Raw genomic sequence first — 21,975 nt, forward strand, 5'->3', positions numbered from 1 at the left:
AGCCCGAGGCGCAGAAGGTGCCGCCCTGGTAGCGCGCCGACACCGCATCCGCCTCCGCCGCCCCCGGCACCACCGCATCGGCATAAAGTTCGGCATCATCAAGCGGCGCGCCGCCCATCGCCTCGCCATGCCGCACCCACCACGCGCGCGCGTTCGCCGACACTCCCCACGCAATCCGACACCCAAGCGAAACATGTGATAGCCCTGCCTTGATGAGACGAACCAAATCACCGTGGCTCGCCCACGTCGATAAATGACGGACATCCGTCGGTCGTTCGACGCAACTGCCGATGCGGATCGACAGGCTCTCCAGCCCATGCTTGTCCCAGTAGAGCCGGGCCAGCAACTCGCCATAGGCCTTGCTCAATCCGTAATAGCCGTCCGGGCGCAGGTCGCAGTCCTCGTCAAGCATTTTGCCCCGGCGATGAAAGCCGATGGCGTGGTTCGAGGAGGCGAAGATCACTCGCGCCCGGCTGGCACGTGCAAGGTCGAAGACATGATGCGTGCCGAGGATGTTAGGTCCGACAATAGCCTCGAAATCGCGCTCGGTGGAGGCAGCGCCGAAATGCAGCACCGCCGAGAAATCCGAGCCGAGCTGGGCAACTGCCGTCCGATCGGCGAGATCGGCGGCGATGAAACGCGTATTCTCCGGTAAGTCATAAGCCGGCTCGATAATGTCGCTCAACACCAGCGGACGGTCGTGGCCCGCCAGCTTCCCGGCGAGCATGCGGCCCAGAGCGCCGGCGGCGCCGGTAAGGAGCAGGGGGCGGGCGTCGATCGGCTGCGTCATCATGCGTCCTCGAACAGGCCGACGGGTACGCCGGCGACGGGAAATTCCAGCGCCAGCACGCCTCCGGAAGCGGGCGCCGCGGCCAGCTTCTCCGCCGGCAGGCCCTTGTGGAGGCTGGTAAGATACAGCGTCGTCAATCCCTCGCCGGCGAAGCAGGGCATGGTGGGCGCCGGCAGCGGCAGGGCGATTTTGCGCACCAGTTGGCCGTCGCCATCGAAGCCGTTCAGGCAACCGGCGGAGACGCCGCAGCTCCAATAGAGCCCGGCGATGTCGCAGGCGCCACCATCCGGCCTGCCTTCTGCTTCCGACAAATCGCGCAGGCGGCGGCGGCCGGACAGCGCGCCGGTCGAAGGATCGAAATCCCAGCGGTCGATCCACGGGCCGCGCGAATCGGTATGGAACAGGGTGCGCCCGTCCGCCGTCCAGGCGAGGCCGTTGGAGACCTTGAGCCGGTCGATCTTGCGCTCGACCCGCCCGTCGGCGCTCACCCGGTAGAGGCACGCCTCCGGCCGTTGCTCGTTCGGTGCCACGTCATGCATCGAGCCGACCCAGAAGGCACCGTCCGGTCCGACCTTGCCGTCGTTCAGCCGGAATTCCGGGAAGCGCGACTCCACCATCGCAAGCCGTTGCCGCGCATCGGTGTCGATGTCCAAGAGGAGCACCTCGCCGCCGACCGCGACCAGCAGCCGCCCCGAGCGGGCGAGGCCGAGGCTGCCGACCGGCGCGTCGAACCGCCAGCTCCGGATGGCGCCGGTAGCGACATCGAGCCGGAACACCGTGCCGGCGGGAATGTCGACCCAGAACAGCGCCCGCCGCGCGGCGTCCCATAGTGGAGATTCGCCGATCTCGCAGCGGCTGTCGACCACCAGCCGGGCCTGCATCTCGTTGTCCTCGGCCATGCTCAGCGCGCCAGCCAGCCGCCGTCCACCGGCACCACCGTTCCCGTCACATAGGAGGAGCCGGGAGCGGCGAGGAACAGTATGGCGGTCTTCAGATCGTCGGGAGCCCCCCAGCGCCCCGCCGGGATACGCTCCAATATTTGCCGGCTACGCACTGGATCGGCGCGTAGCGCCTCGGTGTTGTCGGTCTCTATATAGCCGGGGGCGATGGCGTTGACGGTGATGCGCTTGCTGGCCAGTTCGTTGGCCATCAGCCGGGTGAGGCCGACCACGCCGTGCTTGCTGGCGGTATAGGACGGCACGCGGATGCCGCCCTGGAAGGAGAGCAGCGAGGCGATGTTGACGATGCGCCCCTCGACGCCGCGGGCGATCCAGCCGCGTGCCACCGCCTGCGAGAGGAAGAACAGGCTCTTGAGGTTGATCGTCATCACCGCGTCCCAGTCCGCCTCGGTGAAGTCGACGAAGTCGGCGCGGCGGATGATGCCGGCATTGTTGACGAGGATGTCCGGGGCGCCGAAATCTCCGGCGATCTCGGCGAGCAGCGCGGCGAAGTCGCCGCCCTGCTCGAGGTCGCGGATCACCTCGTGAAAGCGCACGCCCTTGTCTTCCACCGCCCGCCGGGTTTCCGGCATGGCGCGCGAGCCGAGGCCGATAATGTCGGCGCCGGCCTCGGCCAGCGTTTCGGCGAGGGCGCGACCGATGCCGGTGCGCGCGCCGGTAACGAGGGCGATGCGGTCATGCAGGTCGAACAGCGTCGCCGCGCTCACTTCAGCTCTCCCATCGGCACGAAGTCCATGTCGGCGAAGGACTGGTTGTCGCCGGCCATCGCCCAGATGAAGGCATAGGAGCCGGTGCCGGCGCCGGAATGGATCGACCACGGCGGCGAGAGCACCGCCTGCTCGTTGCGCACCACCAGATGGCGGGTTTCCTCCGGTCGGCCCATCAGATGCAGCACGAAGCTGTCCTGCGGCACCTCGAAGTAGAAATAGGATTCCATGCGCCGGTCATGGGTGTGGGCCGGCATGGTGTTCCACACGCTGCCGCCCTCCAGCCGGGTCAGGCCCATGACGATCTGGCAGGTGGGCAGCACGCCGGGGTGCAGATATTTGAAGATGGTGCGCTTGTTGGAGGTCTCCAGCGCCCCGAGCGGCTGCGGCGATGCCTCGTCCTGCCGCACCACGCGGCTGGGATGGCGCTGATGCGCCGGGGCGGAATTGGCATAGAGGCGTCCCGGCCGCGCCGGATCGAGGTTCTCGAAGGTCACTTCCCGGTAGCCCATGCCGAGATAGAGCGCTTCCTGCGGCGCGACGACGAAGCTTTCGCCATCGGCGGCCACCTTCAGCGGCCCGGCGCCGACATTGATGCCGCCGAGTTCGCGTCGCTCGAGGAAATACTCGCTGCCGGCCACCTTGGCGAGCGCCGCATCGAAGGCGAGCGGCGCCGCCGCTGGCGCGATGCCGAGCACCACCATGCGGTCGTAATGCGAGTAGGTGGCGCGGATACCGCCCTCCTCGAACACGGCGTCGATGAGGAAATGCCGGCGCAGGCCGGTGGTGTCGAGGGCTTCGGCCTGATCCGGATGGATGGCGTGGCGAAGGTCCATGGCTCTCTCCCTGGCGTGGTCGGGCCGTTGGCCGGCCCTGTCGGAATGGGTCAGATGAACAGGTCGGTATGGGCGGCGCGTACCTGCGGCAGGGCTTTGAGGATCTCCGACAGATGCGCCTTCAGCTCCGTCTCGGCACGGTCGGGATCGCGGGCGTCGATGGCGGCGAGGATGGCGCGGTGCTGGTCGACCAGCCGCGGCAGCGCCGTCGCCGAGGGCAAGGTGAGGTGGCACACCCGGTCCATATGCGCCTTGATGTCGTCGATCACCGACCAGGCGGTCGGGCAGCCCGCCCCCTCGGCGAGCGCGGCGTGGAAGCGCTCGTCGGCGCGCTGGAACTCGTAGTGCCGGCCGGCCTCGGCGGCGACCTGCTGCGCATCGAGATAGAAGTCGATGCGGGTGCGGATACGGGCGTCGAAGCGCTCGCAGGCGCGGCGCACGATGCCGGCCTCCAGCGTCTCGCGGATGAAGCGGGCCTCCAGCATGCGGTCGAGCGAGATCTTCACCACGAAAGTGCCGCGGCGCGGCAGGATCTCGACCAGTCCGGCGCGGGCCAGCGCGATGAAGGCCTCGCGCACCGGCTGGCGCGAGACCTGATAGCGCTCGGCGATCTCCTGCTCGGACAGCGGCGCGCCGGGCAGGATGTCCAGTGTGATGATCGCCTTGCGAATCTCGCGCTCGATGCGCCGCGCGCTCGATTCCGCGACCTCGCCGGTCTCCACGTTCACCTTGGGCTACTCCTGGCTGCGGGGGTCGATTGCTGCTTGACGTTCTACCATACTAGAGGCAGTATCTACCATACCAAAAACGATGCAAGCGTCTTGGGGAGCGGTAAATGCCCAGCACGGCAGAGGAATTTGTCGCGGCACGGCGCGAGGCGCGCGCCCTGGCGGGGTTTCCGGGCGAGCTGCCCGCCAGCCTCTCCGCGGCCTATGCGGTGCAGGAGGAGGTGCTGCGGCTGACCCCGCGCCGCCTTGCCGGCTGGAAGGTGGCGGGCATTCCGCCGGCGTTTCGCGAGCGCTACGACGCGCCGCGCCTCGTCGGACCGGTGTTCACCGATGCGGTGCAGGACGTGGCCGACGGCGGCAGTGTCGACGTGTTCGTCTATGCCGGCGGCTTTGCCGCCATCGAGGCGGAATTCGTGGTGCGGCTCACCGCCGATGCACCGGAACGGCCGGTCGCGGCGGCGGACATTCCCGGCTTCGCCACGCTGCATGCCGGCTCGGAGATCGCCTCCAGCCCGCTCGCCAGCATCAACGATCTCGGGCCGGGGGCGGTGATCGCCGATCACGGCAACAATGCCGGCGCGCTGATCGGCCCGGCGATCCCGCCGGGGGCGACCGGCGACTGGGAGCGTCTTGTCTCCCGCACGCTGATCGGCGGCGTGCTGGCGGGGGAGGGGAACGCGGCGCGCGTCGCCGGCGGTCCCTATGAATCCGTCGCCTTCCTCATCGCCCAGCTCGCCTCGCGCGGCCGATCCCTCAAGGCCGGTGACATCGTGCTCACCGGCATGACCACCGGGGTGCATGACGTGCGCGTCGGCGAGGAGGCCCGCATCGAGTTTCCCGGCGTCGGCGGCTTCGATCTGCGTGTTGTCGCTCGGGAGCCGCAAACCATCGCGGGGGACCAATCGGTCCTCGTGTGAGGACTAGCCTTGGGGTTCCCGCCTACCCGCAGACCAGTGCGGTGACGTACGATGAGGCTCGTCGCGAACTCGTTGCAGTGGGTCTCCGGCAGGGATGCGCATGCATCCGGGATGCAGAGTTTCGATAGATCAATAGCTCTTCAAGGCCACTGTTTCCGGCAATTGACACCGCTAATGCATTAGCGCTTTAGTTCGATACCAACGACGTCGCCAGCCCCGCAAGAAAGCGGGCGGCGGCGGTGCAGGTCGCCTCGAGCGGCGGGCATCGTCGACCGTACGAGCGATCTCACAAGGAGGAAACCTGATGAATACGCCACGCATTCTGGGGCTGGCTGCAGCTCTGGCCCTGTCCTGCTCCGTCGCCACCGCGAGCGCCCAGACGGTGCTGCGCTCCGCCGACATCCATCCGGACGGCTACCCGACCGTCGAGGCGGTCATCTACATGGGCAAGCTGGTGAAGGAGCGCACCAACGGCCGGCTGGACGTCCAGGTGTTCAACAACGCCTCGCTCGGCAGCGAGAAAGACACCATCGAGCAGACCCGCTTCGGCGTCATCGACATGAACCGCGTCAACACCGCGCCGTTCAACAATCTGGTGCCGCAGACCCAGGTGCTCGGCCTGCCGTTCCTGTTCCGCTCGGTCGATCACATGCACAAGGTGGTGGACGGGCCGATCGGCGACGAGATCCTCGCCGCCTTCGAGCCGCATGGCCTCGTCGGCCTCGCCTTCTACGATTCCGGCGCCCGCAGCTTCTACACCACCAAGAAGCCGGTGAAGTCGGTGGCCGACCTCAAGGGCATGAAGATCCGCGTGCAGCAGTCGGATCTGTGGATCGCGATGATGAAGGCGTTCGGCGCCAATGCGACGCCGATGCCGTTCGGCGAGGTCTATTCCTCGCTGGAGACCGGCGTGGTCGACGGCGCCGAGAACAACTGGCCGTCCTACGAATCCTCGCGGCATTTCGAGGTGGCGAAGAACTACACCCTCACCGAGCACTCGCTGGCCCCCGAGGCGCTGGTGATCTCCAAGGTGAGCTGGGACAAGCTGTCGCCGGAAGACCAGAAGATCGTCCGCCAGGCGGCCAAGGAATCCGTCGTCAAGATGCGCGAGCTGTGGCTGGCGCGCGAGAAGGCGTCGGAAGAGAAGGTCCGCAATGCCGGGGTGAAGGTGTTCACCGTCGACAAGACGCCGTTCATCGAAGCGATGAAGCCGGTCTATGACAGCTTCGTCACCGATCCGAAGATGAAGGATCTGGTGACCCGCATCCAGGCCGTCCAATGAGCGCGCCGCTCTCGCCGGCGAAGGCCGGCTGGCCCGCCCCCGCCAATGGCGCGGAGCGGGCCGGAGCGCCCGCAAGCGAACCGGAGGCCGGAGGCACGATGCAGGCTCTTCGCGTGGTTCGCCGGGTGCTCGGCGTCCTGTCCACGGTGTCGCTGTGGATCTCGGGCACCCTCCTGGTCATCATGACCGCCGTGGTCGGCTGGCAGGTGTTCGGCCGCTACATACTGAACGACACGCCTAATTGGGCGGAGCCGCTGTCGCTGCAGTTCATGAGCTGGTTCATCCTGCTCGGCGCCGCCGTCGGCGTGCGCGACAGCGTGCATCTCGGGCTCGACCTGTTCCATCACATCTCGCCGCCCTGGGCGCAGCGGACGATGGACCTGGTGAACCTCGCTTTGGTGGCGGCCTTCGGCATCGCCATGGCCTGGTACGGCGCCAAGCTCGCCATCGGCACATGGACCGCGACCATCCCGGTGCTCGGCTGGCCGGGCGGGGTGGATTTCTTCCCGCTGGTGCTCGGCGGCATCCTCATCGCGCTGTTCGCCGCTGAACGGCTGGTCGACACGCTGCTCGGCGTCGAGATCGCCGCCGATACCGCGACCCCGGAGGTGGTGTGATGGCGCATTTCGTCCTGTTCGGCTCGTTCATCGCGCTGATGGCGATCGGCACCCCCATCGCTTTCTGCCTCGGCATCTCCTCGCTGGCGACTGTGCTCTATCTCGGCCTGCCACCCATCGTGGTGTTCCAGCAGCTGAATTCCGGCATCAACGTCTTCGCGATGATGGCGATTCCGTTCTTCATTTTCGCCGGCGATCTGATGGTGCGCGGCGGCATCGCGCTGCGGCTGATCCGCTTTGCCGCCGGCCTTGTCGGCCATCTGCGCGGTGGGCTCGGCCAGGTGAACATCGTCGCCTCGACGCTGTTCGGCGGTATTTCCGGCTCGGCGGTGGCGGATGCCTCGGCGGTGGGCGGGCTGATGATCCCGCAAATGGCCAAGCGCGGCTATGACCGCGACTACGCGGTGAACGTCACGGTGAACGCGGCGATCATCGCGCTGCTGATCCCGCCCTCGCACAACATGATCCTCTATTCGATCGCCGCGGGCGGCAACGTCTCGGTGGCGGATCTGTTCACCGCCGGCGTGGTGCCGGGCCTGCTGCTGGCGCTGTCGCTGATGGTCACCGCCTGGTGGGTGGCGAAGCGCCGCGGCTATCCCTCCGAGCCGTTCCCCGGCTTCGGCAAGCTCGGCTTCTACCTCCTGTCCTCGATCCCCGGCCTCCTGCTCATCGCCATCATCTTCGGCGGCGTGCGCTCGGGCGTCTTCACCGCGACGGAGAGCTCCTGCATCGCGGTGCTCTATGCGCTGCTGGTGGCGGTGCTGGTCTATCGCGAACTCGACTGGTCGGGTTTCGTCGAGGCGACGCTGGGCGCGGTGCGCACCACGGCGATGGTGCTGCTGGTGATCGGCGCGGCGGCGTCCTTCGGCTGGCTGATGGCCTATCTGCAGGTGCAGCAATCCACCATCGCGCTGATCCGCTCGGTCTCCGAAGACCCGATCATGGTGCTGCTGCTGATCAATATCGTGCTGTTGTTCCTCGGCACCTTCATGGACATGGCGCCGATGATCATCATCTGCACGCCGGTGCTGCTGCCGGTGGTGAAGGCCTTCGGCATCGACCCCGTGCATTTCGGGGTGGTGATGATCCTCAATGCCGGCATCGGGCTGAACACGCCGCCGGTCGGCACGGTGCTGTTCGTCGGCTGCGCGGTCGGCGGCATCAGCATACGCGAGGCAATGCGCACCATCTGGCCGTTCTTCGGAGCCAGCGTGTTCGTGCTGCTGCTGGTCACCTATGTGCCGGCGCTGTCGCTCTGGCTGCCGGCGATGTTCCGCTGAGGCGGCGCCGGTTCACCGAGCCGATCGAGGGGCCGCCTATTCGGCGGCCTCTCCCGTTTGCACGCAGGCCTTGGCGGTGCCGTGCTCCTCGATCACGTGCCGGCGCAGCGAATCGCGCACCGAGGCGAGGATCTCCTCGGAAAGCGCCGGGTCGGTCGAGGACAGGCCGCGCGCCAGGGTGATGGCGCCGACCATCGAGGCCATCAGCGTGATCGAATCGGCGTGCCGTTCTGCCGGCGTGCCGCCGGGCGGCAGCAACTCGGCGATGCGCCCGAGCTGATGGCGCAGCCCGTCGGCATATTGGGTCTGCACATGCTCCGGCTGCCGGGCGATCTCGGCGCCGAAGGCCGACATCGGGCAGCCCTTGGACGGGGCGTCGCGATGGAGGATCGAGACATAGCGCTCGATGATCGACCACAGGCTGGGCACCGCACTCCATTCGGCGCGGCTCTTCTGGAAGGCGTCGCGGCAGGCCTCCTCGGCCAGATGCGCCTTGGAGCGAAAATGGCCGTAGAAGGCGCCATGGGTCAGGCCGCTCGCCTGCATGATTTCGGCAACCCCGACATCGCCGAAGCCGCGCTCCCGAAACAGCCGCGAGGCGGTATCGAGGATTGCGCGCCGATGCTCGGCGACCTTTTCCCGGGTAACACGCAATTTAACTTCACCTCCGTCGGGTACGCCGACCCCGCCTGGCTCCGCCCGCTCTCTGTAAACACCATTTTTTATTCATGATGCAAATCAGAGATAGCCGGGCCGGATCACCGGGGCGGTGCTATGCCCGCCGAAGCGTTGCCGATAGGCCTCACGCCGCCTGCGCGGCCGTCGCGTCGGCACGCCGGTCGAGCACACCACTCCATATGGTGAGCCCGAGCGCCACCGCCACCAGCCCGGCGCCGACAAACGGCGTCGCCTCCAGGCCGAAGGGCGAGGCGACCACCCGCCCGCCGACCCAGGCGCCGATGGCGATGCCGAGATTGAAGGCGGCGATGTTCAGCGCCGAGGCGACGTCGACGGCGCCGGGCCGGTACAGCCGGGCGAGCTCGACGACATAGATCTGCAGGCCCGGCACATTGGCGAAGGACAGGAAGCCGAGCGCGACGAGGGTCGCCAGCGCCGCCAGCGGCGCCGACATGGTGAAACCGAACACCGCCAGCACCAGCGCCTGGGCCGCGAACAGCCCGGTCAGCGCCTTCACCGGATCGCGGTCGGCGATGCGCCCGCCGATCAGGTTGCCGGCGGCGATGGCGGCGCCGTACAGCACCAGGATCAGGCTGACCGCGCCGGCGTCGAAGCCGGTGACGGTTTCGAGGATCGCCGCCAGATAGGTGAAGGCGACGAAGGTGCCGCCATAGCCGAGCGCGGTCATGGCGAAGACGATGAGCAGGCGTCCGCTCGCCAGCACCTTGAGCTGGTCGGAGAGCTTGGCCGGCTCGGGACGCGACAGCTGCGCGGGCAGCAGCACGGCGATGGCGAGGAAGGCCACCACGCCGAGCACCGCGACGCCGGCGAAGGTGGCGCGCCAGCCGAAATGCTGGCCGATGAAGGTGCCGAGCGGCACGCCGGTGACGATGGCGACCGTCAGCCCCATGAACATCATGGCGATGGCCGAGGCGCGGCGATTGGGCGCCACGAGGTCGGCGGCGATGGTGGCGCCGACCGAGAAGAACACGCCATGGGCGAAGGCGGAGATCACCCGCGCCACCAGCAGGCTGGCATAGTCCGGGCTCAGCGCCGCGCCGGCATTGCCGGCGATGAACAGCGCCATCAGGCCGAGCAGCAGCGCCTTGCGCGGTGCGCGGCCGGTCAGCGCGGTGAGCACCGGCGCGCCGAAGGTAACGCCGAGCGCGTAGACGGACACGATCAGGCCGGCGAGCGGCAGGTCGATGTTGAGGTCGGCGGCGACGGTCGGCAGCAGGCCGACAATGACGAATTCCGTGGTGCCTATGGCATAGGCCGCCACGGTAAGGGCGAAGAGGGCGATGGGCATGGAACAGCTCCGGGCGCGTCCGCCGGGCGGCGCGCGAAAGGATCGATGACGTTGCCGGAACTATGGGGTCTCTATTCCCTCTTGTTTATTCCAAGATCATGATCAGGATCTGTGAAGCTGTTTCATGAATGGAGAGGGGCGCCATGGATAATCGCGCCGGCGAGATGCAGGTGCTGGTCGAGGTCGCCGATCGCGGCAGCTTTTCCGCCGCCGGGCGATCGCTCAGGCTGTCGCCCTCGGCGGTGTCGAAGATCGTCGCCCGCATCGAGGCGCGGCTCGGCGTGCGGCTGCTGGTGCGCTCCACCCGGGCGCTGGTGCTCACCGCCGAGGGCGAAGCCTATGTGGCGCGCGCCCGCGCCATCCTCGCCAGCATCGAGGAGGCGGAACGCCAGGTGGCGGGCGGTGCCGCCGCCGAGCCGCGCGGGCGGCTGCGGGTCTCCGCCTCGGTGGCGTTCGGCGAGCATTATCTGGTGCCGCTGGTGCCGCAGTTCCTGGCGCTTTACCCGCGCGTCTCGCTCGACCTGTCGCTGACCGACAGCGTCATCGACCTGCTCGGCGAGCGCACCGATCTCGCCATCCGCATCGGGCCGCTGCGCGATTCCACCCTGAAGGCGCGGCGGCTGTCGGAGAGCCGGCGGCTGATCATCGCGTCGCCGTCCTATCTCGCGCGCCAGGGCGTGCCGGCGACGCCAGCGGATCTCGACCGCCACAATTGCCTGCGCTTCAATTTCCGCCGCAGCCTGGATGACTGGCCGTTCCGCGACCCGGCTACCGGCGCCTGGTTCACCCGTCCGGTCACCGGCAATTTCGAGGGCAATAGCGGCACCACGGTGCGGCGGCTGGCGCTGGAGGGCCTTGGGCTCGCCCGCATCGGCGAATTCCACATTCGCGCCGATATCGAGGCCGGCCTGCTGGTGCCGGTGCTGGAGGACTACAGTGCCGGCGATGTCGAGCAGATGAGCGCCGTTTATGTCGGCCACGCCCATCTCGACGCCCGCATCCGCGCCTTCGTCGATTTCCTCGCCGAGCGGATCAAGGGCTAGGCGGCGACGCGTGCCGCCGCCTGCCTTCGGTCCGAACGGATCAGGCGAACGCCTTGAGATAGGCGCGCGCGCCGGTCGAGGGACGGCCGGCCAGCAGCGCGACGTCACCGGAGGTGGCGGCGTATTCGCCCGCGCCGAGCGCGGCATAGAAGCTGCCCACCCCGGTCGCCACCCATTCCGGCAGGCCCATGGCGCGGAACTGGTCCTCGAAGGCGGAGACGGGCACGTCGAGCGCCTTGATCTCCTTGCCGGTCAGCTCGGAGAGCAGGGCGGCGAGCTCGACCGCGCTCCAGGCCTCGTCGCCGGCGATCTCATAGACCTTGCCGGCATGGCCGGCGCCGGTCACCGCGCCGACGATCGAATCCGCCACGTCCTCGTGCGAGACATAGGCGACCTTCGCGTCGATGCCGGGGAAGGGCAGCACGCCGCTCGCCTTGGCATTGGCGAAGAGCAGGTCGTTGTTCGAGAAATAGGAATTGTCGCGCAGGATGGTCCAGGCGAGGCCGGAGGCCTTGAGCTCGGCCTCGGTCGCCTCATGCGCCTTCGCCCAGTCGAAGCGGCTGGCGCTCACCGGGTTGGTGGCGCTGGTATAGACGATGCGCGTCACCCCGGCCGCCTTGGCCGCCTCGATGGCGTGGTGATGCTGCACGGTGCGGATGTCGTTGGTGCCCGCGCCGGAGATGAGCACCACGGTCTCGGCACCGGCGAAGGCGGCCTTCAGGCTGGCCGGGTCGTCATAGTCGGCGGCGACCACCTCGAAACCCTCGGCCTTGCGGGCGGCGAGCTTGTCCGGCGAGCGGACGGCGAGCCGCACCTGTCCTGCGAGGCTCTTGGCCTTGAAGGCGTCGGCGAGGGCGGTGCCGAGCTTGCCGCTGGCGGCGGTGATGACGATCATGATGCGCAGTCCCTGCATGGACGCCGGAAGGCGATGGCGCCGACGGGCTGTCCTTGGTTACGGAATGAGACTAACATGCGCTTCTGCATCAAAGGCGCAAGAAGGCATCGTGCCGTGCCTCGGTATGCCGGCAGTAACCAATGGCGCGGGTCTCGCGCGCGGAAGGGAGCAGGTGATGGCTGGAATGATGAAGGCGGAATGGCTGGCACTCGGCGATGCCTGCCCGGTGCGGCTGCTGCTGGACCGCATCGGCGATCGCTGGAGCGTGCTGGTGCTGACCGAGCTCGATCCCGGCGTGCGGCGGTTTTCCGAACTGCGCCGCTCGATCCCGGACATCTCGCAGCGCATGCTGACCCAGACGCTGCGCTCGCTGGAGACCGACGGCTTCATTTCGCGCACGGTGTTCCCCACCGTGCCGCCGCGCGTCGATTACGAGCTGACCGATCTCGGCCGTTCGCTGATGGTGCCGCTCGGTGGCCTCATCGACTGGGTGAAGGCCAACGACACCACGGTGCGGGGCGCGCGGCGTCAGCCGACGACGATGCCGGGCGAGCCCGCCTCCAGCCGGCCGACGATGGTTGCCGCCGGATAGCCGGCGGCGCGGATCTCGGAGAGGAGCGTCTCGGCCGCTTCCGGCGCCACCGCGACCAAGAGGCCGCCGGAGGTCTGCGGGTCGGTGAGCAGGTGCCGGCGCCAGTCGGGGAAGCCCTCCGGCAGGGTGACGCCCTCGCCATAGCTCGCCCAGTTGCGGTGCGAGGCGCCGGTGACGAAGCCCTGCTGCGCCAAAGCTTCGGCTTCCTTCAGCGCCGGCAGCGCGTCGGCGTCGAGGCGCAGTGTGAGGTTGGAGCCCCGCGCGACTTCCAGCCCGTGGCCGAGAATGCCGAAGCCGGTGACGTCGGTGACGGCATGCACCTCACTCCGCTTGCCGAGTTCGGCGCCGATGCGGTTGAGCCTGGTCATCGAGGCGACCATCTCGGCATAGCCGGCCGGTGAGAGCGCCTCCTTCTTGAACGCCGCCGAATAGAGCCCGACGCCGAGCGCCTTGGTGAGGATCAGCACGTCGCCGGCCCGCGCGGTGCTGTTGCGGCGAATCTGTTCCGGCCGGGCAGTGCCGATCACCGCGAGACCGTAGATCGGCTCGGGGCTGTCGATAGAATGGCCGCCGGCAACGGGGATGCCGGCCTCGGCGGCGATGGACTGCCCGCCGCGCAGGATGTCGCGCACCATCGGGGTCGGCAGCTTGCCGAGCGGCATGCCGAGAATGGCCAGCGCCAGCAATGGCTTGCCGCCCATGGCGTAGACGTCGGAAATCGCGTTGGTGGCGGCGATGCGGCCGAACTCGTAGGGGTCGTCCACCATCGGCATGAAGAAGTCGGTGGTGGCGATCAGGCAGGTCTCGTCGTCGAGCTGGTAGACCGCGGCATCATCGCCGGTCTCGGTGCCGACCAGCAGCTTCTCGAACGGCCCGCCCGGCGCCTGCTCGGACAGGAGCTCGCGCAGCACCGAGGGGGCGAGCTTGCAGCCGCAGCCGCCGCCATGGGCGAGGCTGGTGAGGCGGAACGGCGCCGGTTCGGCGGACGGAGTGGCGGGCTTGTCGAGCATGGTCAGATGTCCCTTTCTCAATCTCTCCTCGTCCGAACTCGGCAGTTGCCGAATTCGGTCCGGCAAGGTCGAAGCCGGAAACATCCAGCTTCGACGGAGAGGTCGCCGCGCAGCGGCGGGTGAGGGGGGAGGGCGCCTGATCGCCTCTCTCACCCCAACCTTCTCCCCGACGGGGAGAGGGAGTTTTCGCGTCCGTCCTCGCCAGGCCTCATCCCGGACGGCATAGGCCGATTCCGCATCGCACGGAGCCGGGAGCGATCCCGACCTTCGCCTTCGTCTCCGGCCGGGAGGACGACCAGACGAGGTCGATCAGGCCGAGATCTCGCTGGCCTTGATGGTGTAGGTGAAAGCGTCCGGATCGAGGCAGTCATGGCGCAGGCTGGCCACCTCCGCCTGCGGGTACATCAGGAAGCCGAGCTTGGGGCCGTTCGAGCCGGGCAACGCGATGTCGTGGCCGTCATTATAGGCGAGCCAGTTGCCTTCCCAGGCGCCGAACAGCGCCTTGCGCGCGGCAACCACCTTGGCGTCGTCGAGGGCGTTCTTTCCCGGCGGCTCCTCCAGCACGACCTTGCGGACGTCGGCGGGGTCGACGCCGACCCAGCCGAAGCCCTCCAGCCACACCTCGGCGCGGCAGTGCTGCGCCTTGGAGATCACCGGGGAGTTGGCGCCGAGGCTCTTGTAGCCGAAGGCCGAGGGCGCGACGCGGATGCCGTAGAGGTCGCGGGCCGGAATGCCGGCGGCGCGGGACAGCCCGACGAACAGCGCGTTGAGATCGGCGCATTTGCCGCCGAGATTGCCGCTGGCCAGCAGCGAGGCGATGTCGCCGGTGCCGCAGCCGCGGGTGGCGGCGTTGCGATAGGTGTTGTCCACCACCCATTCATAGATAGCGCGGGCCTTCTCGACGTCGGTGGTCTTGCCGGCGACGATCTTGTCCGAGGTCTGCTTGACGAGGCCATCGGTCGGGATGAGGTCGGTTGCCTTGAGGAACAGCGCCCGGTCCTGCGCGGAGAGCGGCGCGGCGGCGCCGGGCTTGGAGAGGTCGGTGGCGCGGTCGCGGGTGGCGAACTTCGAGGTGATCTCCACCTGCGGCTTGTCCTCGCCCTCGGCCCAGGTGAGGTGCAGCAGCTTCGCCCCGTAATGCGGATCCTGCACCACTTCGGCGGTCTTGGCGTTGGTCTTCCAACTGCTGTCGCCGGGCTTGAACCAGTCCTCGGCGGCGTAGGAGGGCAGCGGCACCCAGGCCTGGGCCGGCCCGGCCTTGCCCTCCACCGGCGCGACGTTCAGCGTCGTCACCACCTCGAAGCTGCGCCAGTTGCCGGGCTTCGGGGCGAAGGTCGCCGCCGCCGGGATAGCACCGGCTTGCGCGAAGGCGGAATGGGGAAGGGCGGCGGCGGCCGCGAAGGCGGCGCCGGCTTTCAACAGGTCGCGACGGTTTGTCATTGTTGCTTGCTCCCGGAGTTTTCAGGCAAGGCGGGCAGAGTGAGGGGGGATACGTCGTGGCCCGCGCGCGGCACCTCGGCGAGAAGGCCGTCGAACACCGCGAGGGCGCGCGCGTCGGTCCAGTCGACCGGGCCGGCGGCCTCGGCACGCAGCGCGTGGCCGGCGTCGAGCACATAGCTGGTGGGCAGGAAGGCGACCTTCCAGGCCTTCATGGCGGCGCGGTCCTCGTCGATCAGGACCGGGAAGGGCGGCGGCCGGTCGGCGAATTCGCGGGCGAGGAAGCGGCGGACACGGGTGGCGGGCTCGCCGACATCGACGGCGAGAATCGCTGGACGCGACGACGGCGGCAGCTCGGCGAGGCGCTCGGCGAGTTCGTCCAGCCCGGTCATCTCCTCCCGGCATGGCTCGCACCATGTCGCAAAGAAGTGAACGACGACCGGGCGTCCCCGCAGCGCGGCAAGGTCCTGCGGACCGTGATCGAGCGAGTTCAGCACCAGCGGCGGTAGCGCGGTGCCCGACGGAAAAGCCGGCTCAGCCCGCAATTGCGCGCTCGCGCTCACGGCAAGTGACGCAAGGGCAATCAGCATGGCTGGCAAAAGCGATGATGCGGAGCCCCGACACGCGGGAGCCGAATGATCGAGCACGCCACAATCCTGCCGATAGTCGGGCTGCCGCGTCAATCGTCCGCCTGCGGCGGGCGAGCGGATTGTGCGCCGCAGCAGTGCATTTGCGAAATCGCACGACGGAAGCATCTGGAAAAACAGTCTTTTTCGCCACGGGTCGACTTTAGGTGATTTGACATTGGACAAGCTAAAAAATAGCGTCACCCAATTGGATTACCCTATCGATGGATAGGGAGAATGACGGCACCCCAAGCCGGGAGAACATTGCGATGAACATGGAGCTCTCGCGTCGCGCATTCTTGCGCACGTCGGGTGCGGGACTGGCGGGCTCGACGCTCGGGGCCTTCGGCTTCGGCGAGGCGGAAGCGGCGGTGGCCGCCTACGTCAAGCCGTTCCACCTGGCCAACACCGTCGAGGCCCGCAACACCTGCACCTATTGTTCGGTGGCCTGCGGCATCATCATCTTTTCCAAGGGCGACCTCCGGAAGGGTGAGAAGGCCGACATCGTCCATATCGAGGGCGATGCCGATCACCCGACCAATCGCGGCACGCTGTGCCCGAAGGGCGCGGCGCTCAAAGACATCGTGAAGTCCGAGACGCGCCTGACCCAGCCGATGGTGCGCAAGCCGGGCTCCGACAAGTTCGAGCCGATCGCCTGGGACGCGGCGCTCGACAAGATCGCCCGCGCCATGAAGGACGACCGCGACGCCAACTTCATCGCCAAGAACAAGGACGGCGTCACCGTCAACCGCTGGCTGACCACCGGCTTCCTGGCGGCGTCGGCGACCACCAACGAAACCGCGTTCGCCACCTACAAGGTGGTGCGCTCGACCGGCATGCTCGGGTTCGACAACCAGGCACGCGTCTGACACGGCCCGACGGTGGCGAGTCTCGCCCCAACATTTGGCCGTGGCGCAATGACGAATTCTTGGACCGACATCCGGAATACCGATCTCGTCATCATCATGGGCGGCAATGCCGCCGAAGCCCATCCGTGCGGATTCAAGTGGGTCACCGAGGCTAAGGCCAACCGTGGCGCCAAGCTGATCGTCGTCGACCCGCGCTTCAACCGCTCGGCGTCGGTCGCGGACTATTACGCGCCGATCCGCCAGGGGTCGGACATCGCCTTCCTCCTGGGCCTGATCAACTGGTGCATCCAGCACGACAAGGTGCAGTGGGCCTACACCAAGGCGTTCACCAACGCGTCCTTCGTCGTGAAGGAGGGCTTTGCCTATCAGGACGGCCTGTTCACCGGCTATGACGAGGAAAAGCGCGACTACAACCGCGACAGCTGGGAGTACGAGATCGGGCCGGACGGCTATGCGGTGGTCGACGAGACGCTGCAGCATCCGCGCTGCGTGTGGAACCTCCTGAAGCAGCACGTCGCCGTCTACACGCCGGAGATGGTGGAGCGCATCTGCGGCACGCCGAAGGAGAAGTTCCTGCACATCGCCGAGATGATCGGCGAGTGCTCGTCGCCGACCAAGACCATGACGTCGATGTACGCGCTCGGCTGGACCCAGCATTCCAAGGGGTCGCAGAACATTCGCGGCATGGCGATGCTGCAGCTCATCCTCGGCAATATCGGGGTGCGCGGCGGTGGCATGAACGCGCTGCGCGGCCACTCCAACATCCAGGGGCTGACCGATATCGGGCTGTTGTCCAACATGCTGCCCGGCTATCTCAACCTGCCGATCGAGAAGGAAGCCGACTTCGCCACCTACATCTCGACGCGCGGCTTCAAGCCGCTGCGGCCGAACCAGATGAGCTACTGGCAGAACTACAAGAAGTTCTTCGTCAGCTTCATGAAGTCGATGTATGGCGACGCCGCGACGGCGCAGAACGACTGGGCCTATGACTATCTGCCCAAGCTCGACGTGCCGAACTACGACATCCTGCGGATGTTCGAGCGGATGAAGAAGGGCGAGGTGAACCTCTATTTCTGCCAGGGGTTCAACCCGCTGCAGGCCTTCCCCAACCGGGCGAAGCTCGCCGAGGGACTGTCCAAGCTCAAGATGCTCGTGATCATGGACCCGCTCCAGACCGAGACCGCGCGCTTCTGGGAGAACCACGGCGTCTTCAACAATGCCAACACCGCCAGCATCAAGACCGAGGTGATCCAGCTCCCCACCACCTGCTTCGCGGAGGATGAGGGCTCGCTGGTGAATTCCGGCCGCTGGCTGCAATGGCACTGGCCGGGCGGCTCGCCTCCAGGCGAGGCGCGCACCGACGCCTGGATCATGGCGCAGATCCATCTGCGGCTGAAGGAGATGTATCGCAAGGAGGGCGGCGCCTTCCCGGATCCGATCGTCAACCTCAACTGGTCCTACAAGAACCCGGAGGACCCGTCGCCGGAGGAACTGGCGAAGGAGATGAACGGTTCGGCGCTGGTGGATGTGTTCGACCCCAACGATCCGACCAAGAAGATCCTGGAGGCGGGCAAGCAGCTGTCCGGCTTCGGCCTGTATCGCGACGACGGCACCACGGCCGGCGGCTGCTGGATCTATGCCGGCAGCTGGACCGAGGCGGGCAACATGATGGCGCGCCGGGACAATTCCGACCCGGATGACACCGGCGCCTATCTGAAGTGGTCCTTCGCGTGGCCGGCCAACCGGCGCATCATCTACAACCGCGCCTCCGCCGACCTCGACGGCAAGCCGTGGGATCCCTCGCGTAAGCTGATCGAGTGGGACGGCACGAAATGGACCGGCTACGACGTGCCGGACATCGCGCCGAACGCCAAGCCGGGCGATGTCGGTCCGTTCATCATGAACCCGGAAGGCACGGGACGCCTCTTCGTACGCAAGATGATGCGCGACGGGCCGTTCCCGGTGCATTACGAGCCGTTCGAGAGCCCGGTCGCCAACGTGATCGCGCCCAAGGTGCGCGGCAATCCGGTGGCGCGCGTCTTCGCCGATGACTGGAAGCAGTTCGCCGATATCGGCGATCCCAACTTCCCCTATGCCGGCACCTCCTACCGGCTCACCGAGCATTTCCACTACTGGACCAAGAACAACCACGTGAACTCGGTGCTGCAGCCGCAGCAATTCGTGGAGATCTCGGAGGAACTCGCCAGGGAGAAGGGCATCGTCAAGGGCGGCTGGGTGCGGGTGTGGTCGAAGCGTGGCGAGATCTTCGCCATCGCGGTGGTCACCAAGCGCATCAAGCCGCTGACGGTTGATGGCAAGACGGTGCATGTGGTCGGCGTGCCCATTCACTGGGGCTTCGTCGGCGCCGCCCGCAAGGGCTTCCCGGCGAACGTGCTCACCCCGTTCGTCGGCGACGCCAATATCGAGACGCCGGAGTTCAAGGCATTCATGGTCAACATCGAGCCCTCGACTGGGCCGGTGGCGTAGGGAGGCGGCGCGATGTTTCCCCCAATTCCCAACCCCTCCGTCGACCCGGCCGCGGCCACGCCGCGCTTCGGCGAGAAGGACATCATGCGTCGCTCGGCTTCCACGGTGGAGCCGCCGGCGCAGCGACTCACCGAGGTCGCCAAGCTGATCGACGTGACCAAGTGCATCGGCTGCAAGGCCTGCCAGGCCGCGTGCCTGGAGTGGAACCAGCTGACCGAGGAGATCGGCATCAACCACGGGGTCTACGACAACCCCATGGATCTGACCGAGAACACCTTCACGCTGATGCGCTTCACCGAGTGGGAGAACCCCGAGACCGAGAATCTCGAATGGCTCATCCGCAAGGACGGCTGCATGCATTGCGAGGATCCGGGCTGCCTCAAGGCCTGCCCGTCTCCCGGCGCCATCGTGCAGTACTCGAACGGCATCGTCGATTTCCAACATGCCAACTGCATCGGCTGCGGCTACTGCATCAAGGGCTGCCCGTTCAACATCCCGCGCATCTCCAAGGTCGACCACACCGCCTACAAGTGCACGCTGTGCTCGGACCGCGTCGCGGTCGGCCAGGGCCCGGCCTGCCAGAAGGCGTGCCCGACCCAGGCCATCGTGTTCGGCACCAAGGAAGAGATGAAGGGCTGGGCGGATTTCCGCATCAAGGACCTGAAGTCGCGCGGCTTCGAGAATGCCGGCCTCTATGACCCGCAGGGCGTGGGCGGCACCCACGTCATGTATGTGCTGCACCACGCCGACAAGCCGTCCATCTATGCCGGCCTGCCGGACAATCCGCGCATCTCGCCGATCGTGGAAACCTGGAAGGGCATCACCAAATATATGGGCATGGCCCTGATGGGCGTGGCGGCGGCCGCCGGCGTGCTGCACTACCTGGTCGCCGGGCCCAACAAGGTCACGGAAGAGGACGAGGAGAACGCCGAGAAGCTGACCAGCGGTGCCGCGGTGCCGCCTCCGGCCAGCCCGGCGGGAAATGAGGGGAGGCCGACATGAGCGTGCACGACCCGAACTCTCCGGTGCCGACGCCGGCCGACGACGTGCAGTCGGGCGACGCGGTGCATCCCGGCCACCCGGTGACGGTGGACCGCTACACCGTCGCCGCGCGCATCAACCACTGGATCACCGCCGTCAGTCTGGTGCTGCTGGCGCTGTCCGGCCTCTCTTTGTTCACGCCGAGGCTGTTCTTCCTCACCGGCCTGTTCGGCGGCGGGCAGATGACGCGGATCCTGCATCCGTGGATCGGCGTGGTGCTGTTCTGCTCCTTCGCGCTGCTGTTCATCCGCTTCTGGCGGGCGAACCTGCCCAAGCGCGTCGACGCGGAATGGCTGGCCCATTCCGGCGACATGCTGGCCGGGCGCGAGGAGAAGATGCCGGAGGTCGGCAAGTACAATGCCGGCCAGAAATTCGTGTTCTGGTCGATGTCGGCACTGATCTTGGTGCTGATCACCTCGGGCATCGTGATGTGGGACCAGTATTTCTATCCCTACACCACCATCGAGCAGAAGCGTATCGCCATCCTCGTGCACTCGGCGACGGCGATCTTCGCCATCTGCGTGTGGATCGTGCATGTCTACGCAGCGATCTGGGTGAAGGGCACCTTCAGCGCCATGACGCGCGGGCGCGTCACCGGCGGCTGGGCGTGGCGCCATCACCGCAAATGGCTGCGCGAGCTGGTCGGCAAGCCGGCGACGCCGCCGACCCGCCGCGGCACCGGCACCCTGGCGGAATAGCCGTCGCGTCGCTTGCGGGCGCCGGCTACGGCGTCCGCTGCCCGTCTCGACAGCCCCGCTGTGGCGCGCCACCGGCGGGGCGTCTCGCAAGCCACCCCGCAGGGGTGTGCTATCCTTCCTCCGGCTCAAGGCGCTGCCGGCGAGGGTTTTGCCGGACATCTGTTCAGGCCGCTGTCCGAAACGTGTTGCTGAGCCCGTTGCCTGAGCGTGCCGGTTTTGCATAACCACGTGGCCCGTGCGGTTCGTGAGGAATCCTATGTCGACTGATCTCCAGCCCGATCCCACCGTCATCGGCGCCGTCTCGACGCCACCCTTCGCGGTGGTTCCCGATCCCGCGACGCTGTTCCCGATCCGCGCCAAGCGCCTGCGGGCCTATGCGGCGGTGAGCCCGGCCAAGCCCTATCTCGATTTCGTCGCCGGCCTCGTCGACGCGCAGGCCGAGACGGTGGCGCTGGCGCCTGCCCCCGCGCCGATCCCGGCGGAGCAGGTGGCGCGGGCGAGCGAATTCGGCATGCCGCCGCTCGACCGCTCCGTTCTCGCCGCCGATCCCGTCTTCCAGCCGACCCTCGACATCTTGTTCGACGCCATCGCCAAGCGGCCGATGCCGGAGCCGGCCGCCGCCGCGCTGGCGCGGGTGCGACAGGCGGGCGGCGCGGAGCGCGCCGAGATCGCCGCCAATGTGCTGGCGCACGCCATCCCGATGGAGGCGCTGGCCGAGCACGCCTTCGTCGCCGCCGGGCTGGAGGTGCTCGCCACAAGGCTGGCCGCCACGCTCGATGCCAAGGCCTTGCGGCCGGTGAGCGAGACGGCGGTGTGCCCGGGCTGCGGCGGCCCGCCGGTCGCCTCGCTGATCGTCGAATGGCCGAGCGCGCATGGCAACCGCTTCTGCGCCTGCGAGCTGTGCGCCACGCTGTGGAACTATGTGCGCATCAAATGCGTGTCCTGCGGCTCCACCAAGGGCATCGGCTATCAGGAGGTCGAGGGCGGCCCCGGCACGGTGAAGGCGGAGACCTGCGACGAGTGCCGCACCTATGTGAAGGTGCTCTACCAGAACAAGGATGTGTCGATCGAGGCGCTGGCCGACGACATCGGCTCGCTGCCGCTCGACATATTGATGCGCGAGGGCCCCTACCGCCGCGCCGCCTACAACCCGTTCCTGATCGGCTACTGAGGA

21 protein-coding genes are annotated in these 21,975 nt (G+C 67.5%); 10 read left to right on the plus strand and 11 right to left on the minus strand.

The genetic code is table 11. The features are described 5' to 3' along the window. The 5 genes from LGR54_RS24975 to LGR54_RS24995 form a co-directional block, all read right to left on the minus strand. On the minus strand, positions 1 to 793 hold a 793-nt coding region (locus tag LGR54_RS24975), incomplete at its 3' end, for an NAD(P)-dependent oxidoreductase (protein ID WP_230364668.1). After that, a complete protein-coding gene (locus LGR54_RS24980; protein WP_230364669.1) occupies positions 790 to 1,689 on the minus strand; it encodes an SMP-30/gluconolactonase/LRE family protein in 900 nt (299 codons plus the stop codon). The genes LGR54_RS24975 and LGR54_RS24980, both read right to left, overlap by 4 nt. Before the next feature lie 2 nt (positions 1,690 to 1,691). Next, positions 1,692 to 2,456 (minus strand): 2-dehydro-3-deoxy-D-gluconate 5-dehydrogenase KduD, encoded by a 765-nt coding sequence (gene kduD / locus LGR54_RS24985; protein WP_230364670.1) that lies wholly within the window; start codon positions 2,454 to 2,456, stop codon positions 1,692 to 1,694. After that, complete coding sequence (gene kduI, locus LGR54_RS24990) at positions 2,453 to 3,292, minus strand: 5-dehydro-4-deoxy-D-glucuronate isomerase (RefSeq protein ID WP_230364671.1); 840 nt, start codon at positions 3,290 to 3,292, stop codon at positions 2,453 to 2,455. Before kduI ends, kduD begins: the two co-directional genes overlap by 4 nt. 50 nt (positions 3,293 to 3,342) lie before the next feature. After that, complete coding sequence (locus LGR54_RS24995) at positions 3,343 to 4,020, minus strand: GntR family transcriptional regulator (protein ID WP_230364672.1); 678 nt, start codon at positions 4,018 to 4,020, stop codon at positions 3,343 to 3,345. Between the two features lie 107 nt (positions 4,021 to 4,127). Between LGR54_RS24995 and LGR54_RS25000 the strand changes: the two genes are divergently transcribed. From LGR54_RS25000 to LGR54_RS25015, 4 genes are all read left to right on the plus strand, one after another. Further along, positions 4,128 to 4,937: a 2-keto-4-pentenoate hydratase gene (locus tag LGR54_RS25000; RefSeq protein ID WP_230364673.1), complete on the plus strand. Its 810-nt coding sequence runs from the start codon at positions 4,128 to 4,130 to the stop codon at positions 4,935 to 4,937. Between the two features lie 304 nt (positions 4,938 to 5,241). Further along, a complete protein-coding gene (locus LGR54_RS25005; protein ID WP_230364674.1) occupies positions 5,242 to 6,219 on the plus strand; it encodes a TRAP transporter substrate-binding protein in 978 nt (325 codons plus the stop codon). A 98-nt stretch (positions 6,220 to 6,317) separates the two neighbouring features. Beyond that, positions 6,318 to 6,836, plus strand: a complete 519-nt coding sequence (locus LGR54_RS25010; RefSeq protein ID WP_230364675.1) for a TRAP transporter small permease — start codon at positions 6,318 to 6,320, stop codon at positions 6,834 to 6,836. Then, positions 6,836 to 8,116 carry a TRAP transporter large permease gene (locus LGR54_RS25015; protein WP_230364676.1) on the plus strand — a complete coding sequence of 427 codons (1,281 nt, stop codon included), beginning with the start codon at positions 6,836 to 6,838 and terminating at the stop codon, positions 8,114 to 8,116. Before LGR54_RS25010 ends, LGR54_RS25015 begins: the two co-directional genes overlap by 1 nt. A gap of 36 nt (positions 8,117 to 8,152) precedes the next feature. Here LGR54_RS25015 and LGR54_RS25020 read toward each other — a convergent pair whose 3' ends face one another. Both LGR54_RS25020 and LGR54_RS25025 read right to left on the minus strand, forming a co-directional pair. Beyond that, positions 8,153 to 8,770, minus strand: a complete 618-nt coding sequence (locus LGR54_RS25020; RefSeq protein WP_230364677.1) for a TetR/AcrR family transcriptional regulator — start codon at positions 8,768 to 8,770, stop codon at positions 8,153 to 8,155. A gap of 148 nt (positions 8,771 to 8,918) precedes the next feature. Beyond that, complete coding sequence (locus LGR54_RS25025; RefSeq protein ID WP_230364678.1) at positions 8,919 to 10,103, minus strand: MFS transporter; 1,185 nt, start codon at positions 10,101 to 10,103, stop codon at positions 8,919 to 8,921. A gap of 143 nt (positions 10,104 to 10,246) precedes the next feature. Between LGR54_RS25025 and LGR54_RS25030 the strand changes: the two genes are divergently transcribed. Further along, a complete protein-coding gene (locus tag LGR54_RS25030; protein ID WP_230364679.1) occupies positions 10,247 to 11,146 on the plus strand; it encodes a LysR family transcriptional regulator in 900 nt (299 codons plus the stop codon). Positions 11,147 to 11,186: 40 nt separating this feature from the next. On the opposite strand, the gene LGR54_RS25035 is transcribed toward LGR54_RS25030, so the two are convergent. Then, positions 11,187 to 12,041, minus strand: a complete 855-nt coding sequence (locus tag LGR54_RS25035) for an SDR family oxidoreductase (RefSeq protein WP_230364680.1) — start codon at positions 12,039 to 12,041, stop codon at positions 11,187 to 11,189. A gap of 175 nt (positions 12,042 to 12,216) precedes the next feature. Here LGR54_RS25035 and LGR54_RS25040 point away from each other — a divergent pair, with 175 nt between their 5' ends. Further along, positions 12,217 to 12,633, plus strand: coding sequence for a helix-turn-helix domain-containing protein (locus LGR54_RS25040; RefSeq protein ID WP_230364681.1), 417 nt, complete (start codon positions 12,217 to 12,219; stop codon positions 12,631 to 12,633). On the opposite strand, the gene selD is transcribed toward LGR54_RS25040, so the two are convergent. The 3 genes from selD to LGR54_RS25055 form a co-directional block, all read right to left on the minus strand. Then, positions 12,570 to 13,643 (minus strand): selenide, water dikinase SelD, encoded by a 1,074-nt coding sequence (selD, locus tag LGR54_RS25045; protein WP_230364682.1) that lies wholly within the window; start codon positions 13,641 to 13,643, stop codon positions 12,570 to 12,572. The two genes, LGR54_RS25040 and selD, sit on opposite strands and share 64 nt — an antisense overlap. Positions 13,644 to 13,952: 309 nt before the next feature. Beyond that, on the minus strand, positions 13,953 to 15,083 hold the full coding sequence (locus LGR54_RS25050; protein ID WP_230364683.1) for a transglutaminase-like domain-containing protein: 1,131 nt from the start codon (positions 15,081 to 15,083) through the stop codon (positions 13,953 to 13,955). Further along, the gene (locus LGR54_RS25055; RefSeq protein ID WP_230364684.1) at positions 15,080 to 15,910 is read right to left on the minus strand and encodes a TlpA disulfide reductase family protein; all 831 of its coding nucleotides are present in this window, start codon (positions 15,908 to 15,910) and stop codon (positions 15,080 to 15,082) included. The genes LGR54_RS25050 and LGR54_RS25055 overlap by 4 nt, the downstream gene beginning before the upstream one ends. A 65-nt stretch (positions 15,911 to 15,975) precedes the next feature. On the opposite strand from LGR54_RS25055, the gene fdnG reads away from it, so the two are divergent. The 4 genes from fdnG (at position 15,976) to fdhE (ending at position 21,972) form a co-directional block, all read left to right on the plus strand. Then, positions 15,976 to 19,062 (plus strand): formate dehydrogenase-N subunit alpha, encoded by a 3,087-nt coding sequence (gene fdnG / locus LGR54_RS25060; RefSeq protein ID WP_230364685.1) that lies wholly within the window; start codon positions 15,976 to 15,978, stop codon positions 19,060 to 19,062. Between the two features lie 12 nt (positions 19,063 to 19,074). Beyond that, positions 19,075 to 20,064, plus strand: coding sequence for a formate dehydrogenase subunit beta (fdxH, locus tag LGR54_RS25065; RefSeq protein WP_304512010.1), 990 nt, complete (start codon positions 19,075 to 19,077; stop codon positions 20,062 to 20,064). Beyond that, positions 20,061 to 20,801 (plus strand): formate dehydrogenase subunit gamma, encoded by a 741-nt coding sequence (locus LGR54_RS25070; protein WP_230364686.1) that lies wholly within the window; start codon positions 20,061 to 20,063, stop codon positions 20,799 to 20,801. The genes fdxH and LGR54_RS25070 overlap by 4 nt, the downstream gene beginning before the upstream one ends. 256 nt (positions 20,802 to 21,057) lie before the next feature. Then, positions 21,058 to 21,972 (plus strand): formate dehydrogenase accessory protein FdhE, encoded by a 915-nt coding sequence (gene fdhE / locus LGR54_RS25075; RefSeq protein WP_230364687.1) that lies wholly within the window; start codon positions 21,058 to 21,060, stop codon positions 21,970 to 21,972. Positions 21,973 to 21,975 lie beyond the last annotated feature (3 nt).

The organism is Ancylobacter sp. Lp-2, assembly GCF_020523795.1.
GTDB lineage: Bacteria > Pseudomonadota > Alphaproteobacteria > Rhizobiales > Xanthobacteraceae > Ancylobacter.